Origin of the sequence: Streptomyces sp. cg36, assembly GCF_041080675.1 — a bacterium.
GTDB lineage: Bacteria > Actinomycetota > Actinomycetes > Streptomycetales > Streptomycetaceae > Streptomyces.
Genome location: NZ_CP163520.1, coordinates 2,723,385 through 2,738,655 on the forward strand (window position 1 = coordinate 2,723,385; position 15,271 = coordinate 2,738,655).

At 72.5% G+C, this 15,271-nt stretch carries 17 protein-coding genes and 2 pseudogenes; 9 read left to right on the forward strand and 10 right to left on the reverse strand.

Annotation, left to right across the window (positions count from 1 at the left end; translation table 11 throughout):
- The first annotated feature begins 1 nt into the window (after position 1).
- Positions 2-532, forward strand: coding sequence for an NUDIX domain-containing protein (locus tag AB5J87_RS11960; RefSeq protein ID WP_369376442.1), 531 nt, complete (start codon positions 2-4; stop codon positions 530-532).
- A 32-nt stretch (positions 533-564) separates the two neighbouring features.
- Here AB5J87_RS11960 and AB5J87_RS11965 read toward each other — a convergent pair whose 3' ends face one another.
- Positions 565-702, reverse strand: coding sequence for a hypothetical protein (locus tag AB5J87_RS11965; protein WP_369376444.1), 138 nt, complete (start codon positions 700-702; stop codon positions 565-567).
- A 327-nt stretch (positions 703-1,029) separates the two neighbouring features.
- Here AB5J87_RS11965 and AB5J87_RS11970 point away from each other — a divergent pair, with 327 nt between their 5' ends.
- Both AB5J87_RS11970 and AB5J87_RS11975 read left to right on the forward strand, forming a co-directional pair.
- The gene (locus tag AB5J87_RS11970; protein ID WP_369376445.1) at positions 1,030-1,899 is read left to right on the forward strand and encodes a helix-turn-helix domain-containing protein; all 870 of its coding nucleotides are present in this window, start codon (positions 1,030-1,032) and stop codon (positions 1,897-1,899) included.
- 81 nt (positions 1,900-1,980) lie between these two features.
- The gene (locus AB5J87_RS11975; protein WP_369376446.1) at positions 1,981-2,388 is read left to right on the forward strand and encodes a glyoxalase/bleomycin resistance/extradiol dioxygenase family protein; all 408 of its coding nucleotides are present in this window, start codon (positions 1,981-1,983) and stop codon (positions 2,386-2,388) included.
- A gap of 202 nt (positions 2,389-2,590) precedes the next feature.
- Here the strand turns inward: AB5J87_RS11975 and AB5J87_RS11980 are convergent, their stop codons facing one another.
- From AB5J87_RS11980 to AB5J87_RS11995, 4 genes are all read right to left on the reverse strand, one after another.
- Entirely contained in the window at positions 2,591-2,953 is a 363-nt protein-coding gene (locus tag AB5J87_RS11980; protein WP_369376448.1) for a GntR family transcriptional regulator, read from the reverse strand.
- Positions 2,953-3,933 carry a DUF1648 domain-containing protein gene (locus AB5J87_RS11985; RefSeq protein ID WP_369376450.1) on the reverse strand — a complete coding sequence of 327 codons (981 nt, stop codon included), beginning with the start codon at positions 3,931-3,933 and terminating at the stop codon, positions 2,953-2,955. The genes AB5J87_RS11980 and AB5J87_RS11985 overlap by 1 nt, the downstream gene beginning before the upstream one ends.
- Before the next feature lie 177 nt (positions 3,934-4,110).
- Complete coding sequence (locus tag AB5J87_RS11990; RefSeq protein ID WP_369376451.1) at positions 4,111-4,554, reverse strand: DUF6304 family protein; 444 nt, start codon at positions 4,552-4,554, stop codon at positions 4,111-4,113.
- Between the two features lie 58 nt (positions 4,555-4,612).
- Positions 4,613-5,188 (reverse strand): dihydrofolate reductase family protein, encoded by a 576-nt coding sequence (locus tag AB5J87_RS11995; protein WP_369376453.1) that lies wholly within the window; start codon positions 5,186-5,188, stop codon positions 4,613-4,615.
- 137 nt (positions 5,189-5,325) lie between these two features.
- On the opposite strand from AB5J87_RS11995, the gene AB5J87_RS12000 reads away from it, so the two are divergent.
- Positions 5,326-5,898: a TetR/AcrR family transcriptional regulator gene (locus tag AB5J87_RS12000; RefSeq protein ID WP_369376454.1), complete on the forward strand. Its 573-nt coding sequence runs from the start codon at positions 5,326-5,328 to the stop codon at positions 5,896-5,898.
- A gap of 139 nt (positions 5,899-6,037) precedes the next feature.
- Here AB5J87_RS12000 and AB5J87_RS12005 read toward each other — a convergent pair whose 3' ends face one another.
- The 3 genes and pseudogenes from AB5J87_RS12005 to AB5J87_RS12015 form a co-directional block, all read right to left on the reverse strand.
- Positions 6,038-6,664, reverse strand: a complete 627-nt coding sequence (locus tag AB5J87_RS12005; protein ID WP_369376455.1) for a GNAT family N-acetyltransferase — start codon at positions 6,662-6,664, stop codon at positions 6,038-6,040.
- Between the two features lie 215 nt (positions 6,665-6,879).
- Positions 6,880-7,911 (reverse strand): family 2 encapsulin nanocompartment cargo protein polyprenyl transferase, encoded by a 1,032-nt coding sequence (locus AB5J87_RS12010; RefSeq protein WP_369376456.1) that lies wholly within the window; start codon positions 7,909-7,911, stop codon positions 6,880-6,882.
- A 380-nt stretch (positions 7,912-8,291) separates the two neighbouring features.
- Positions 8,292-9,688, reverse strand: a pseudogene (locus AB5J87_RS12015) (family 2B encapsulin nanocompartment shell protein).
- Positions 9,689-9,885: 197 nt separating this feature from the next.
- On the opposite strand from AB5J87_RS12015, the gene AB5J87_RS12020 reads away from it, so the two are divergent.
- From AB5J87_RS12020 to AB5J87_RS12035, 4 genes and pseudogenes are all read left to right on the forward strand, one after another.
- Positions 9,886-10,344, forward strand: a complete 459-nt coding sequence (locus AB5J87_RS12020; protein ID WP_369376457.1) for an Rrf2 family transcriptional regulator — start codon at positions 9,886-9,888, stop codon at positions 10,342-10,344.
- Positions 10,345-10,447: 103 nt separating this feature from the next.
- Positions 10,448-11,647, forward strand: a complete 1,200-nt coding sequence (locus tag AB5J87_RS12025) for a globin domain-containing protein (protein ID WP_369376458.1) — start codon at positions 10,448-10,450, stop codon at positions 11,645-11,647.
- A 165-nt stretch (positions 11,648-11,812) separates the two neighbouring features.
- Complete coding sequence (locus AB5J87_RS12030; RefSeq protein ID WP_369376459.1) at positions 11,813-12,403, forward strand: N-acetylmuramoyl-L-alanine amidase; 591 nt, start codon at positions 11,813-11,815, stop codon at positions 12,401-12,403.
- Positions 12,404-12,553: 150 nt separating this feature from the next.
- Positions 12,554-12,895, forward strand: a pseudogene (locus tag AB5J87_RS12035) (recombinase family protein); the annotation flags it as partial.
- Between the two features lie 192 nt (positions 12,896-13,087).
- On the opposite strand, the gene AB5J87_RS12040 reads toward AB5J87_RS12035, so the two are convergent.
- Positions 13,088-13,867 carry a helix-turn-helix transcriptional regulator gene (locus tag AB5J87_RS12040; RefSeq protein WP_369376461.1) on the reverse strand — a complete coding sequence of 260 codons (780 nt, stop codon included), beginning with the start codon at positions 13,865-13,867 and terminating at the stop codon, positions 13,088-13,090.
- 164 nt (positions 13,868-14,031) lie between these two features.
- On the reverse strand, positions 14,032-14,202 hold the full coding sequence (locus tag AB5J87_RS12045) for a hypothetical protein (RefSeq protein WP_369376462.1): 171 nt from the start codon (positions 14,200-14,202) through the stop codon (positions 14,032-14,034).
- Positions 14,203-14,211: 9 nt separating this feature from the next.
- Here AB5J87_RS12045 and AB5J87_RS12050 point away from each other — a divergent pair, with 9 nt between their 5' ends.
- Entirely contained in the window at positions 14,212-15,150 is a 939-nt protein-coding gene (locus AB5J87_RS12050) for a 1-aminocyclopropane-1-carboxylate deaminase/D-cysteine desulfhydrase (protein WP_369376463.1), read from the forward strand.
- Positions 15,151-15,271: the final 121 nt, after the last annotated feature.

A 15,271-nucleotide genomic window follows, 5' to 3' on the forward strand; every position in this document is an offset into this window, starting at 1 on the left:
GATGCCCAACACCCCGCCTACCGAAGGGAACATCGTGGCCCAGCAGACCAACGACCGCCCCCGAGCCCTCAAGCCCGCGCTCGAGTCGATGACCCTGCTGGTCGCCGCCGTCATCGTCCACGACAAAGCCACCAATCGCGTCGTCCTCCTCCAGCGCAGCCAGAACGCCAAGTTCGCCCAGGGCATGTGGGACCTCCCCGTCGGCAAGAGCGAGCCGGGCGAACCCATCACGGAGACCGCGGTCCGCGAGCTCTACGAGGAGACCGGCCTCACCGTGGAGCCCGAGTCCCTCAAGGTCGCCCACATCATCCACGGCGCTTGGGGCGTCGAGGCCCCCAACGGCTTCCTCACGGTCGTCTTCACCGCTGAGGAATGGACCGGCGAACCCGAAAACCGCGAACCCCGCAAGCACTCCCAGGTTCGCTGGGTCGACGCCGACGCCATCCCCGCGGAGTTCGTGGAGACCACCGCCAGGGCCCTCCACGGCTACCTCGCGGGTGGTCCGGAAGTCTCCCTCGACGGCTGGCAATAGAGCACTCCACATTCGTCCTCGGTTGCCCAGGGTCAGCCGCCCAATGACCGGACCGCGAGCTGGATGCCGCCTTGCACGTGGGCCACGACCTGCTCTCCGCCGACCCGGCCCTCGGCTCGGTCTGCGTGGTCCACCAGCTCGACGCCCTCCGGGACCTGTTGGCTCCGCATCGCGGATACCCACCCGTACGGGATTGCCTGACGCGCTTCCCCGACGTACGGCGGACCAGAATGCTTCTGCTCGCCGACGGTCGTCCTCGGTACCTCCGCGACGGCCGGCCGGTCCTGCCCGCGGTGCCACAGGTCGATGGCCGTCAGGGAGGTCAGAGCGCGAGCTGAGCACCCCGCCTTCCGCCAGCGGTACCCGCAACACCCGGCATCCGCGCGGAGCCGGGTGTTGTCGGTTTTTCGACCCTGGGGCATCCGCTGCGGGCAGGGTGGGAAGTAGCCGTGCTGGTAGGACATCGGTGGTCGCGGGGCGGCCGGGTGGGGGGAGGGGTGTTGGGGGGCCACGGCTTACTCGCGGGTGGGCGGGTCGACGTCGTGCGGGCCGGGGGGCTGTGGCGGGTCACCCGGGACTGGCATCCGGGGCTGCGGCCCTTCCTGCGCAGTTACGCCGGGTACTGGGACTCGGGGCTCTCGCCGTACGAGGTGCGGGTCGTGCCGACCGGGCGGGCCGTCTTGGTCATCAACCTCGGGGAGCCGTTCGCCCAGGTGCGCCGGATCGGGGCGCCCGGCACGGGCAGCGGGCGGATCGGTTCGCTGGTGGTCGGGCTGGAGGACAGCCCCACGCTCTGCGGCCACCACGGCGGGCAGGAGGCGATCCGGCTGGAACTCACCCCGCTGGGCGCGTTCCGGCTGTTCGCCCTGCCCCTGGGCGAGCTCGCCCAGCACGTCGTCGAGCTCCACCACGTCCTGGGCCCCGGCGCCGAACTGCTGGCGGAGCGGCTGGCGGCCACCGTGGACTGGGCCGAGCGGTTCGACCTGCTGGACGCCGCGCTCCTGGACCGCCTCGCCCGGGGCCCCGACCCCGCCCCGGAGGTCGGCCACGCCTACCGGCTGCTCGCCCGTACCGCCGGGACCATCCCGGTCGCCCGGCTCAGCGCCGAAGTCGGCTGGAGCAAGGGGTACTTGATCCGCCGGTTCACCGAGCAGATCGGCCTCACCCCCAAGACGTACGGGCGGGTGTTGCGCTTCGACCGGGCCGTACGGATGCTCGCCCGCGGCACCGCCACCCTCGCCGAGACCTCCGCGCTCTGCGGCTTCTACGACCAGGCGCACCTCAACCGCGAGTTCCGCGCGCTGGCCGGCACCACTCCCGGCCGGATGCTGGCGGCCCGCCGGGTGGAGGGGGCCCTCCCCCTGTGAGCCCGCGCGCCCCGGCTGCGCTGCGCGTACGCCCGTACGGGGCCCGGTCCCGCCCCCGTACGGTCGCGGTAAATTCAAGCCATGGCACCTCTTGAACCTCCGTACACCCGGCTCCTGGTGGAGCGTTTCGAGCCGACCTTCCGCTTCTACGCGGCCGTGCTGCCCGGACTCAGCGGCTGCTCGCTGGCGCGCGGCACCGAGTCGTCCGGCTACGCCAGTTGGGACGACTGCGAGGGGCGCACCACCTTCGCCCTGTTCTCACGGGCCGCGATGGCCGCGGCGGTCGGCGCGGAGAACGTACCGGCGGGGGCGTCCGTGGTCATCCGGGTGGACGGGCCGGGGGCGCTGGACGCCGGTGTCGAGCTGTGCACCTCGGCGGGCGCCACGGTGGTGGCCCCCGCCCAGGACCGGCCGCAGTGGGGCCCGACCATGCGGGCCGCCCATCTCCACGACCCGGACGGCAACTTGGTCGAGCTCCAGACCTATTGACCGCCGAGGCGGGCCGAGCCGGGTCGCCGGGCGGGGCGGGACGGGTCCGCCCGGCCTCGGGTCGCCTCACCACTCCCCGCCGCCACTGCCCCGCAGGGCCACCGGGCGGGGCCCGGCGAGACCACTGACCGGGGTCCGGCCCTGCCTCGGGGCGCCGCCGAGCGGTGACGCCGGCCAGCCCCGCCGCCCCCGAACGGACTCCCTACCCCCCGCCCAACCCCACCCGCACCAGCTGAATCACCTCGTCCTCCGTCAGCCCCAGGCCCCGCGCCTCCTCCGCGAGCTCCCTCACCCGTACCATCAGCCGGGCCCGGGCGGTCGAGGTCGTCGAGTCGACCACGGCCGCGCCGCGGCCCCGGCGCAGTTCGATGAGGCCCTCCTCGCGCAGCCGCTGGTAGCCGCGCAGCACGGTGTGGACGTTGACGCCGAGGGAGCCGGCGAGGACGCGTGCGGCGGGCAGCCGTTCGCCCGGCCGGACCGTTCCCTCGGCGATCGCGCGCCGCACGGACGCGGCGATCTGGTCGCCCAGCGGCACCGGGGACGCCGGATCCACCCGGAACAGCATCAGCCCCGCGCCCCCTCGCGCTCGGCCAGCGTGTTGAGCAGGGCCGCGGCCGTGGCGGAGTCGGAGACCGTCACGGCGAACTCCCGCCCGCCCGAGCGCCGCACCACGATGGCCTCGCCGGAGCGCAGGATCAGCCCGGAGCGCCCGGGCCGCACCCGGTAGCCCCATCCCCCGTACTCCGCGAGGGCCTTGACCTCCCGGCTCACCGCCCGGTCCACGTCGGCCAGCGGTATCCGCACCCGGGGCCACGGCAGCGGGGTCGGGCGGGCGGTCAGACCGTGCCGGTCCACGATGACGTACGGGCAGGAGCAGGCGAGGATCAGCACCCCGCACACCAGGGGCGCGGCGGCCCGGCCCCAGCCGTACACGTACGTCAGCGCGCCGCCCGCCACCAGCAGCGCCAACCCGGCCGCGCAGAGCGCGCGCGAGGGGGCCAGCCGGGCCCAGCCCGCCAGTTCGCCGTCCGCGAGGTCGAGGCGCGCCACCGCGCCGGTCCCCTCGGAGGGCGCGGGCGGCGGCAGGTCGACGCGGCGCAGCAGCAGCGCCCCCGCCCCGGCGGCGAGCGCGGCCACCGCGAGGGCCACGGCCAACTGCCACCACGGCAGCCGCACTCCGCTCCCGTCGGGCGCGTCGAGGTTCGCGAAGAGTGCCGCCGCCATCAGGTATCCGGTCAGGCCCGCGGTCGCGTATCCGGCGTGGACGGTCCAGCGCGCGCCGCGCCGGGTGAAGTCGGCGGTGGCCGCGACGGCCGCCCACACCACCGCGAGCCCGGCGGCCAGGCCGATGTTCACGCCCACGTACGCGCCCCGGCCGCTGTAGCCGTCGGCGGCGCCGTTCCCGTCGAAGTGGGTGGCCAGGCTGTGCGGCAGCCGGTCTCGGAGGGCGAGGAAGAGGCCCAGGTCGACGGCGAGGGCCCCCAGGAACGGCAGTACGGAGAGCGCGATCAGGTGGTACCGGGCACGGTTCGTCGAAACCTTCATTGTTCGCACAGTAGTAGAACAATCGAACGCCGAGGAGGCCAAGTGGGCTTCTCTGACGTACTTCTGACGTGACGCCAAAGAACGTGACACCGCGCACGCCGCAGACGTCGCGCACGCCCGTGACAGGTGTGGCCCTGCCGCCCCGGACGGTTCCCGGCGCGGCAGGGCCACAGGTGGTCAGATGCTGTCGAGTACGGAGTGCTGGAGGCGCGCGCCTTGCGGGAGTTGGCGCCGGATGTCGTTCAGCGCCGAGCCGAAGTCCAGCTCGCCGCGCCCCGTCGCGTACACCGCTCCCCCGAGGTGCAGCGCGAGCCCCAGGTCGGGCTCCGGCGGTTTGAGCGAGATCAGGCAGCTCAGCGTGGCCTGCTGGACCCCGCCGTCGGCGGAGGCGACGGGGAGCGGCATGTCCCATTCGAGGACGAAGTCGCGCAGGGCGCCGCCGTCGAGCGCGAACGAACCCTCCGTCGGTATGCCCGGTACCGGGCCGAGCGAGTCGAACCCCGCTCCGGCGAAGTCGACCCCCCTGATACGGGTGTGCAGCCGCGCCCCGTCAGTGGTGATCGTCAGCGCTTCGGATCCATGGCGGTCTCGGTACCAGCCCGCCCAGGACTGTGGTGTCATGGGCGGGAGATTAGCGGCGCACCCTGCCGTTCGTCACAGGGCGTGACCGAAATGGGAGTTACCGCTTCCTTGCGTAAGTGGTGACGACTGTACCGTTTTCGAAGGTACGGCTGTCCGTCGGCACGAACGAGCGGGGCGAGAACTCGGCCCGGAACAGCGGGATTCCGGCGCCCGCGACGATCGGATAGCTCTTGATCACGAGCTCGTCGATCTCGTCGACGAGCTGGCCCGCGAGGTCGGCCCCGCCGCACAGGTAGATGTCGGCGCCCGCCTCCTTCTTGAGCTCGCGGACGAACGGGACCGGGTCGCCGGAGACGATCTCCACGGCCGGGTCGGGGGACTCGGCGAGGCTGCGCGAGAAGACGATCTGGCGCAGGTGCGCGTACGGGCTGGTGATGCCGTGGCGCAGGCCCGGTTCGTACGAGGCGCGCCCCATCAGCACCGTGTCGTACCGGCCGAGCGGCGCGTCGGCGGCACCCAGGGCCTGACGGGCGGCGGTCGGCAGGGCGTCCGGCATCTCGCGCGCCATGAAGCCCGCGAACTCCTCGCTCACCGGATAGAAGTCGAACGACCCGTCCGGACCGGCGATGAAGCCGTCGATGGTGAGGGCGATGTAATACGAAAGCTTGCGCAAACTGACCTCTTCGGTTCGGGAGTGCGGTCGGTGTGGCTGGCACGGTCGACGCGGTCGGCACGCTCGGATCGCCAACCACTTCACGTAAAGTACTTTGGACGTAGTGGTTGCGCAATCCCTTTGAGAGAGGAACGCGGATGGTGAGGAACCCGGAGCGCAGGACCGCGCTCGTCGACGCGGCGATCGAGGTGCTGGCGCGCGAGGGGGCGCGCGGGATGACCTTCCGCGCCGTGGACACCGAGGCCGGAGTGCCGCCCGGCACCGCGTCCAACTACTTCACCAGCAGGGACGACCTGTTCATCCAGGCCGGGCGGCACATCCACGTCCGGATGGCGCCGGACCCCGACGAGGTGGCCGAGGCGCTGCGGCCCGCGCCCTCGCGGGAGCTCGTCGCCTCACTGATGCACTGGCTGGTGCGGCGCATGGCCAAGGAGCGCGTCGGCTGTCTCGCGCTGCTGGAACTGAAGCTGGAGGCCACCCGCAGACCGGAGTTGCGGGCGACGCTCACCGAGGCCATCCGCGCCGACCTGGACGCCAACATCCGCTTCCATCTGGACGCGGGGCTCCCGGGCGACGCGGACACCGTACGGCTGCTCCACTTCGCCATGACCGGCCTGCTGATCGACTCCCTCACCCTGCCGGACGTACTCGGCCCGGACCAGACCGACCGCCTGGTGGAAATGGTCGTGGACCGGGTGGTGGGATCCTGAGCGGCCACGGGCCCGGCGGGGGCGGGTGAGGGGTCCGCCGGGTGGCCGAGGGGCACTCGGGGCGGCCGGCTTCCGGGGCGGGGCGCCAGACCACCGGCTTGCGGAACGGGCCGCTGGGTGACCGGCTCCCGGGGCGCCGCTAGCCCACCGGCTCGCGCCACATCGGATACATCTGCGGCCCCCCGGGCAGCCGCAGCGGCTCCCCGAGGTGGACGAAGCCCAGCCGCTCGTACAGCCGGGCACTGCGCGTGTTGCTGGCCTCCAGATACGCGGGCAGCCCCGCCCGGTCGCACCGCCGCAGCTCGGCCGCGATCAGCGCGGCCCCGTCCCCCCGGCCCTGGCGCTCCGGCGCGACCGCTATCAGCAGCAGATAGGTGTGCGCGCGGCCGTGCGGATGGATGGAGGCGGTGAACCGGCCGATCTGCTCGACGCGTTCGTTCTCCGGGTCGACGGCCTCCCTCAGCAGCACCGGCCCGTCCTCCTCGTCGTCCCCGGGCCCGGCCGGAACGTCCACCCACAGGGCCGTCGCCGTGCCGTCCCCGGCCAGCTCGACCCGGCCCTCGGCCAGGGAGATCTCCGCGAAGGCGCGCATCAGGCGCGGGTGCGCGGCGCGGCGGTGGGCCGGGTCCGGGAAGACCCAGCTGCTCACCGGGTCGTTCTGGAACACCGTGTCGAGGAGGTCCACCACCGCCTCCAGCGCCCCGGCGTCGTCCGGTGCCACCCGGCGTATGCCCGCTTCCGGTCCCGTATTCGTGTCGACATGCATGTCGGCCGCCCTTGTCACGTTCCGTCGATCCTCAACTGACGGCCACGATCCTAGGGTTGACTCTCCCAGAGTCAGGGAACGAGGGGCCCCGGTGGCAGCCCGGAGCCCCTCGTCCCGCCCCCCTCGGGCTTTCGCCCACGGCCCCCCTCGGGCCGTTTCCCCCTGCGGGTGCGGTCAGCCACGGCCCCCTCGGGCCACCACCCCCGCCGGTACGGTCAGCGCGAGCGCCTGGTCACGAACTCCGCGAGCGCCAGCAGGTCGCCCGCCGCCCCGAGGTCGGGGACCGCCCTGGACAGCTCGCCCACCGCCCGGGCCATCCGGTCGGCCGCGTGGATCTGCGCCCAGTCCCGGCCGCCCGCCCGGTCCACCGCCCCCGCCGCCCGCCGCACCGCGGCGGCCCCCATCGGGCCCCGGTACAGCTCCGCGAGTTCGGCCGAGGCCGGGGTGCCCGAGGTCAGGGCGGCCACCACCGGCAGCGACTTCTTGTGCGAGGCGAGATCGGAGCCGGCCGGTTTGCCGGTCCGGCCGGGGTCGCCCCAGATGCCGATCAGGTCGTCGATGAGCTGGAAGGCGAGCCCCGCCTCCCGCCCGAACGCGTCGAGCGCCGACACCTCCTCGGGCTCCGCCCCCGCGTACAGCGCGCCCAGCGAGCAGGCGCAGCCCAGCAGCGCCCCCGTCTTGGCCATCGCCATGTCCAGGCACTCGTCCAGCGACACCTCCTGCGGGCCGCGCTGCTCGAAGGCGCAGTCGGCCTGCTGTCCGGCGCAGAGCTCGATGACGCAGGAGGCGAGCCGCGCCGAGGCGGCCGGGGCCGCCGGATGGGTGTCCTCGGCGAGCAGCCGCAGCGCCAGGGCGAGCAGGGCGTCGCCGACGATGATGGCGTCGGGCGTCCCGAACACCGTCCAGGCGGTGGGCCGGTGGCGGCGGGTGGCGTCCTCGTCGATCACGTCGTCGTGGAGCAGGGTGAAGTTGTGGACGAGTTCGACGGCGGCGGCGGCCCGCAGCGCGTGCTCGGTCCGGCCGCCGAGCGCCGCGGCGGCGGCGAGCACCAGGGCGGGCCGGATGGCCTTGCCCGCCTGTCCGGCGGCGGGCGTGCCGTCCGCGTGCTCCCAGCCGAAGTGGTACATCGCGACGCGCCGTATCGAGCCGGGCAGCGACTCGACGGTGGCCCGCAGCCACGGGTTCACCGCCAGCCGGGTCCGCTCCAGCAGGTCGACGGCCTCACGTCCCTCGACGGCTTCCCCCATGACCAACTCGACATTCCTCTCGTCGTGTTCGCTGCGCCGCGTCCTGCTTTGCCCTGCCCTGCTCCTGGGCCGTGTTGAGGTGTCGCGCGGAGTGCCGTGCTCCCGGGCCGCGCTGGGATGTCGTACGGAGTTGTCGAATGCCTGGGTCGCGGCCAAGCCATTGCGTGGAGTGCCGTGCTCCCCGGCCGCGCCGGGATGCCGTACGGAGTTTCTCGAACGCCCCTACCAGCCAAGGCTGTTACCCGGGCGCCCGCGCCCCTGCCCGTACGGGCGCGGCTTCCCTGTGGCGCGCGCATCCGGCGGCGCGCCCCGCCGGCTGTGTCGTTGCCGGGCGGGCGGCCCGCCGACCTCCCCGTCGCGGGCCGCCCGTCCGGGGTCTCTCAGCGCCAGCGGCTGACTTCGACGTTTTCGAGGACGCCCAGGGCGTCGGGGACCAGGATCGCCGCGGAGTAGTACGCCGTCACCAGATACGAGATGATCGCCTGCTCGTCGATCCCCATGAACCGCACCGACAGACTCGGCTCGATCTCGTCCGGGATCCCGCTCTGCCGCAGCCCGATCACACCCTGCTCGTCCTCACCCGTACGCATACAGATGATCGACGTCGTCCGCTCCGCACTCAACGGGATCTTCCCGCACGGAAAAATCGGCACCCCCCGCCACGCCGGCAGCCGATGCCCCTCGAAATCCACCGACTCCGGCACCAGACCCCGCTTGTTGCACTCCCGCCCGAACGCCGCGATCGCCTTCGGATGCGCCAGGAACAACTTGCTCCCCCGCCGCCGCGACAACAGCTCATCCATGTCATCAGGACTCGGCACCCCGTCATGCGGCTGCAGCCGCTGACTGTAATCACAGTTCGCCAGCAACCCGAACTCCCGGTTGTTGACCAGCTCGTCCTCCTGCCGCTCCCGCAACGCCTCCACCGTCAGACGCAACTGCTGCTCCGTCTGATTCATCGGCTGGTTGTACAGATCCGCCACCCGGCTGTGAACCTTCAGCACCGTCTGCGCCACCGACAGCTCATACTCACGCGGCGCACCCTCATAATCCACATACGTATGCGGGATCACGCCTCACCCACATGACCCGCCGCCAGATCAATGGCCGCCTCACCGTACTTGTTCGTCCGCTGGTCCGGCACCAGCGCGAACCCCGCCAGATGCTCCCCCAGCCCCGTCGCCCGCTCCGCCAGGTTCAGCACATCCGCCCGCGACAGCACCAGCACCGTCACCGCCGTCGCCGCCCGCGCCGTCGACTCCCACCGCGCCGCCTCCGACACCAGCGCCTGCTCCCCCAGATGCGCCCCGTCCGCCAGCACCCCCAGCACCGCCTCACCCCCATAGGGGCCCGCACCGATCAGCTCCACCCGACCGTGCGCCAGCAGATACACCGCATCCACCGCACCACCCGCCGACGCCAGCACCTCACCCGCCGCGAACTCCCGCTGCACACACCGCGCCGCCAGCTCCCCCAGCACCGCCTCGTCCTCAAACCCCCGCAACGCCGGCAACTCCCCCAGCTCCGCCGGGATCACCGCCACCCGCTCACCCGTCTGCACAAACGTGATCTTCCCGTCCCCCACCGCATAACTCAGACGCCGGTTCACCCGGTACGTACCACCCTGCACCTGCACCCACGGCAGCATCTTCAACAGCCACCGCGACGTGATCTCCTGCATCTGCGGAACCGACTTGGTCGTCGTCGCCAGATTCCGCGCCGCCGCCGTACCAAGACTCTGCTGCGCACGGTTCTCGGGTGATGTCTCGACCGACATGTGATTCCCTCTCGATCTTCCGATCATGAGCTGACCTGCAGCGAGAAGCCTTCCAGCACGGAGGGTGCGCGCACCATCACACGAAGGAGTGGGACTAGAACCGCCCCGGCGGGGCAACTTGCGCCTCCCCGCCGAATCCCCCCTCCGGTTCCGGACTTAAACTTGCACACAAGATGCAAGTTATTTACGGTGCAGTCATGAGGTTGACGAGATTCACGGACCTGGCGCTGCGCGTGCTCATGCGCCTGGCTGTCGCGGACGAGGGCGACCGGGAGGCGCCGCCCACCACCCGCGAGGTGGCCGAGACCATGCGGGTGCCCTACACGCACACCGCGAAGGTCGTCGCCAAGCTCCAGCACCTCGGCCTGGTCGAGGCCCGGCGCGGGCGCGGCGGCGGACTCGCGCTCACCCCGGCGGGCCGCCGCGCCTCGGTCGGCGGGCTGGTCCGCGAACTGGAGGGGCCCGGTGACGTGGTGGAGTGCGAGGGGGCCGTGCCGTGCCCGCTCAACTCCGCGTGCCGGCTGCGCGGCGCACTGCGCAGCGCGCAGGAGGCGTTCTGCGCCTCCCTCGACCCGATCACCGTCGCCGACCTCGTCACCTCACCGACGGGCCCGCTGCTCATCGGCCTGACGGGCGGACGCGGCCGGGCCGGCTGAGGCCAGGGGGGCGCACGCCCGGGCGCCCCCTCCCCCCGACACCACCAGCCCGCTCACCCCACGCCGCTAAATACGACTCTAAAATTCCAATTAAGGAGCCATCTTGCTCTCCGAGAAGTCGGCCGCGACCGTACGCGCCACCCTGCCCGCCGTCGGCGCGGCCATCGGCACCATCACCGAGCGCTTCTACGAGCGGCTGTTCGCGGCCCACCCCGAGCTGCTGCGCGACCTCTTCAACCGGGGCAACCAGGCCGCCGGGCTCCAGCGGCAGGCGCTCGCCGGGTCCATCGCGGCCTTCGCCACGCACCTCGTGGAGCACCCGGACGGGCGGCCCGACGCGATGCTGGGCCGCATCGCCCACAAGCACACCTCGCTGGGCGTCACGGCCGAGCAGTACGAGGTGGTCCACCGGCATCTGTTCGACGCGATCGCCGAGGTGCTCGGCGAGGCCGTGACCCCCGAGGTCGCGGCTGCCTGGGACGAGGTCTACTGGCTGATGGCCAACGCGCTGACCGCCGTCGAGACCCGGCTGTACGCGGCCCACGAGGTGGCCGCCGGGGACGTCTGGCGCGAGTGGACGGTGGTGGGCCGCACGGAGGAGACCGCCGACGCGGCCACCTTCCACCTGCGGCCCTCCGACGGCGCGCCCGCGCCCGGCTTCCGCCCCGGCCAGTACGTCTCCGTCCAAGTCGAACTCCCGGACGGCGCCCGCCAGATACGCCAGTACAGCCTGAGCTCCGCCCCCGGCTCGGCCACCCGCTCGATCACCGTCAAGCGGGTCCGGGGCCGGGCCGGGGCGCCGGACGGCGAGGTCTCCCACCACCTCCACGCGCGCGTGCACGAGGGCGACCGGCTGCACCTCTCGGCCACCTGCGGCGATCTCGTCCTCGACGGCGGCGGGGCGCCCCTGCTGCTCGCCTCGGCGGGGATCGGCTGCACCCCGATGCTGGCGATGCTGGAGCACCTGGCGGACACCGGGCACCGCGCCCCGGTGACCGTGGTGCACGGCGACCGCTCCCCCGCCGAGCACGCCCTGCGCGACGACCACGCGGCCCTGACGGCCAAACTCCCGGACGCCGCCGCCCACTTCTGGTACGAGCGCCCCGAGCCGGGCCACCCCGCCGACCGCACCGGCCGGGTGGACCTGGCCGCGGTGGCGGTGGCGCCGGGCACGCGCGCGTACCTGTGCGGGCCGCTGCCGTTCATGCGGGCGGTCCGGAGCCAGCTGCTGGCCAAGGGGGTCGCGCCCGCCGACATCCACTACGAGGTGTTCGGACCCGACCTCTGGCTCGCACAGGACTGAGGGTAATCGGATGGTTTGTCCGGAAAGGCTCGCACGCCGTCCGAACAGATCGCCCACTCACTGCGGTTCCGGTACAAGCGGTAGACAACATTCCGCTCGTGCCGCACCGGTACCGGCGGCCATCAGGTACCGCAGCCGCCGGTACCGCGAACGAAGGAGCCGGCCATGGCCCCACCCATGTCCGCCGACCAGTTCCTCTCCGCCCTGCGCGCCGAGGGGCTGCGCGTCGTCGAAGTCGGGCAGTGGCGCACCCACAACCGGGCCGGGCACGGCGCCTGGGGCCCGCTCAACGGCGTGATGATCCACCACACCGTCACCGAGGGCGCCGACGCCACCGTACGCATCTGCTACGACGGCTACGACAGCCTGCCCGGCCCGCTCTGCCACGGCGTGATCACCAAGGACGGCACGGTCCACCTGGTCGGCAACGGCCGCGCCAACCACGCGGGCGCGGGCGACGGCGACGTACTGCGCGCGGTGATCGCCGAGAAACGGCTGCCGCCCTGCGACCAGGCGGACACCGACGGCAACGCGCACTTCTACGGCTTCGAGTGCGAGAACCTCGGCGACGGCGAAGACCCCTGGCCACCGGCCCAGCTCGAAGCCATCGAGAAGGCCGCGGCGGCGGTCTGCCGCCACTACGGGTGGACCGAACGCTCGGTGATCGGCCACAAGGAGTGGCAGCCGGGCAAGGTCGACCCCCGCGGCTTCACCATGGACTGGCTGCGCGAGCGGGTGCACGAGCGCCTCAAGTGAGACCGGGCGGCACAATGGACGGGTGATCTCCAGGGCGCTCGACCTCACCACCGCGCTGCGGCCACGCATCCCTTCACCACCGCAACGGGTCGAGGACGAGCGCTTCCTGATCGCGCACGAGCGTGATCTCCAGACCTTGCGGACCGCGAGGGCCTCACGGTCCGCAAGGTCTGGAAAGAGGAGCTGTCCGCCTTCAAGGCGGGGATCAAGCGCGAGGAGTTCGACAATGCCATCTCGGCCGTTCTGGCCGGAGAGGTGCGGCACCTCCTGGTCTGGACACTCGACCGGCTGAGCCGCCGGGGCATGGGCCAGGTCGGCCAGGTCCTCGACCAGTTCGACGAGCGGGGCGCGCGCCTGCTGGCGCACATGGACGGCCTGGACAGCAGCATCCCGCAGCACCGGGGGCTGTTCGCCTGGCTGGCCGAACAAGCTCGGCCGGAGTCCTACAACACCCCGACGCGCACGCGCAGGACCAAGGCCGAGAAGAAGACCACCGGGGCCTGGCCGGGCGGCCAGCCGCCGTACGGCCTACGGGTCCGCAAGGGGAAGTGCTCGACGGAACGCCACCCCCGGGAGTACAGGACATCGCGCCGGATCGCCGACGCACTGCTCGCCGACTCTCCGACGGAGTCCATCGCCGACGCGCTCGACCGGTTCACTGAACGGCCTGCCGCCGACGCCCGATCACTCCGGCGGCCTGCTGTACTGCTCCAGGGTCGCCTTCGCGGTGGAGGTGTCCATCAGACGCAGTTCCCAGGGCCCGCTGTTGACGTCGAACTCCTTGCCGAAGCCGACCCACTTCCCGGCCATGCGCCGACCGGTCGGCTCCACCAGCATCTGCACCGCGCCGTGGTAGCGAGCGCCCTGGTAGTAGCCACCGCCGGCGGTCTCCTCGGTCCACGTCCCGGTGACCACGTTGCGGTCGACGGTGAGGTCCAGGGCGAGCGGGGAATCCGGGTTGGCGGACGCGCCGGGCAGCGACCGTCCCGTCAGTCGGTTTCCGTGCTGGACCAGCACCACGAAGTGCTTGCCCTCGAAGGTCGCGTCGCGGCCGGACGAGTAGAACTCGTAGCGGGACAGCCATACGCCGTTGTGGCTGTCCACGGCCCGGTGAGGCGCCACCTGGGGGGCTCCGGACGCGAGGGCCACCCCTTCGGTGCCCGGCGCCATGTCGTGCCCTCCCGCGCCGTCCTCACGGACTCGGGCCATGGGCACGTGCGGCGCGAAGCCCAAGACCTCGATCGGCATCCCGGTGACCCTTTGCAGGGCTCGTGCGTAGACCGGCCGGGGGGACCGGCTGATCCCGGACTCCCAGCGCTGCACCAGCCGCTTGCTGGCGTCGTTCGGCTCGCCCAGTTCGTCCCCCGCCCGGCGGATGGCCTTCGCGAGGTCGTCCTGGCTCATCCGCAGGCCGATGCGTACGGCCCGCAGGGCGTCGTTCGGTACGTGCACCACGGTCGTCATGCGATCCAAGCTAGCGCCAACCCGTGGCCAATGACACCGAATTGACGCCCTTGCGATGACGCCGGAACGGCACCTTCTCTGCCGTCGCAAGGGCTCTCGCCGCAGCGGGACGCTCACAGCTCACGAAACCGGACGAAGGGCATCCGATGAGAGCGAGCCGGGGCTCAGACCGTCATGTGGTTACGGGTCTCCCGCGACGGCGGGCGCACCTGGGGCAGCGAGCGCGTCTTCCGGGCCGATGCTCCCCTGGCGCCGCTGATCACCTCCGCGTGGCCACCGTGCCGCTGCGCGCGCTGCACGCCCCGCAGGCGGTAGCGGCGGCGCTGAGCAGCCACAATGGGATGGTGAGCCAGCCCGTAGACCTTGCCACCGCCTTGCAGCCCCGGCCGCCCTCCCCGCTCCAGGAACTCCACGACGAGCGGTTCGAGCGCCGGGGCGTGCGGCTGCTGCTCAAGCGGGACGACTTGATCCACACCACGATGCCGGGCGGCCCCGGTGCGCTGGGACCAGTGGAGCTGTACCCTCCCGGCAACAAGTGGCGCAAGCTCGCCCCGAACCTGGCCGAGGCCGGCGGGCGGCCGGTGCTCACCTTCGGTGGGGCCTACTCCAACCATCTGCGCGCGACCGCCGCCGCGGGCCGGCTGCTCGGCTTCCCCACCATCGGCGTGGTCCGGGGCCAGGAGCTGGCCGGGCGCCCGCTCAACCCCTCGCTCGCCCGGTGCGCGGCCGACGGGATGCGGCTGCACTTCGTGGACCGGGCCACCTACCGGCGCAAGGCCGAGCCGGAGGTGCTGGCCGCGCTGCGCGAGCTCTTCGGGGACGAGCCGTACGTGGTGCCCGAGGGCGGCAGCAACTCCGCGGCCGTACGCGGCTGCACGGAGCTCGGCCGCGAGCTGCGCGGGGCCGCCGACGTGGCCGCGGTGGCGTGCGGGACCGGCGGGACGCTGGCGGGCCTCGCGGCGGGCCTGGGCGACGGCGGCCGGGCCGTCGGGTTCCCGGTGCTGCGTGGCGGCTTCCTCGACGAGGAGATACGCCGGTCGCAGCGCGAGGCGTTCGGCGCGGTGACCCCCAACTGGTCCCTGGACGACCGTTTCCACTGCGGCGGCTACGCCCGCACCACCCCCGCCCTCGAAGCCTTCGCCACCGACTTCGAGACCCGCCACGGCCTGGCGGTCGAACGGCTCTATGTCGCCAAAATGCTGCTCGGCCTACTGACACTGACGGAAGAGGGCGCCTTCCCCCCGACCACAACCCTGGCAGCAATCATCACCGGCACCCCGTGAAGGGGCGCGGGGAACGGCGCGAGAAGCGACCACGCCCCGCAGCCGAAGTCCGGCCCATGAGGGGCGCGGGGAACCGCGCGAGCAACCCACCACCGGCCCGCAGACAAACGCGGGTATTCAG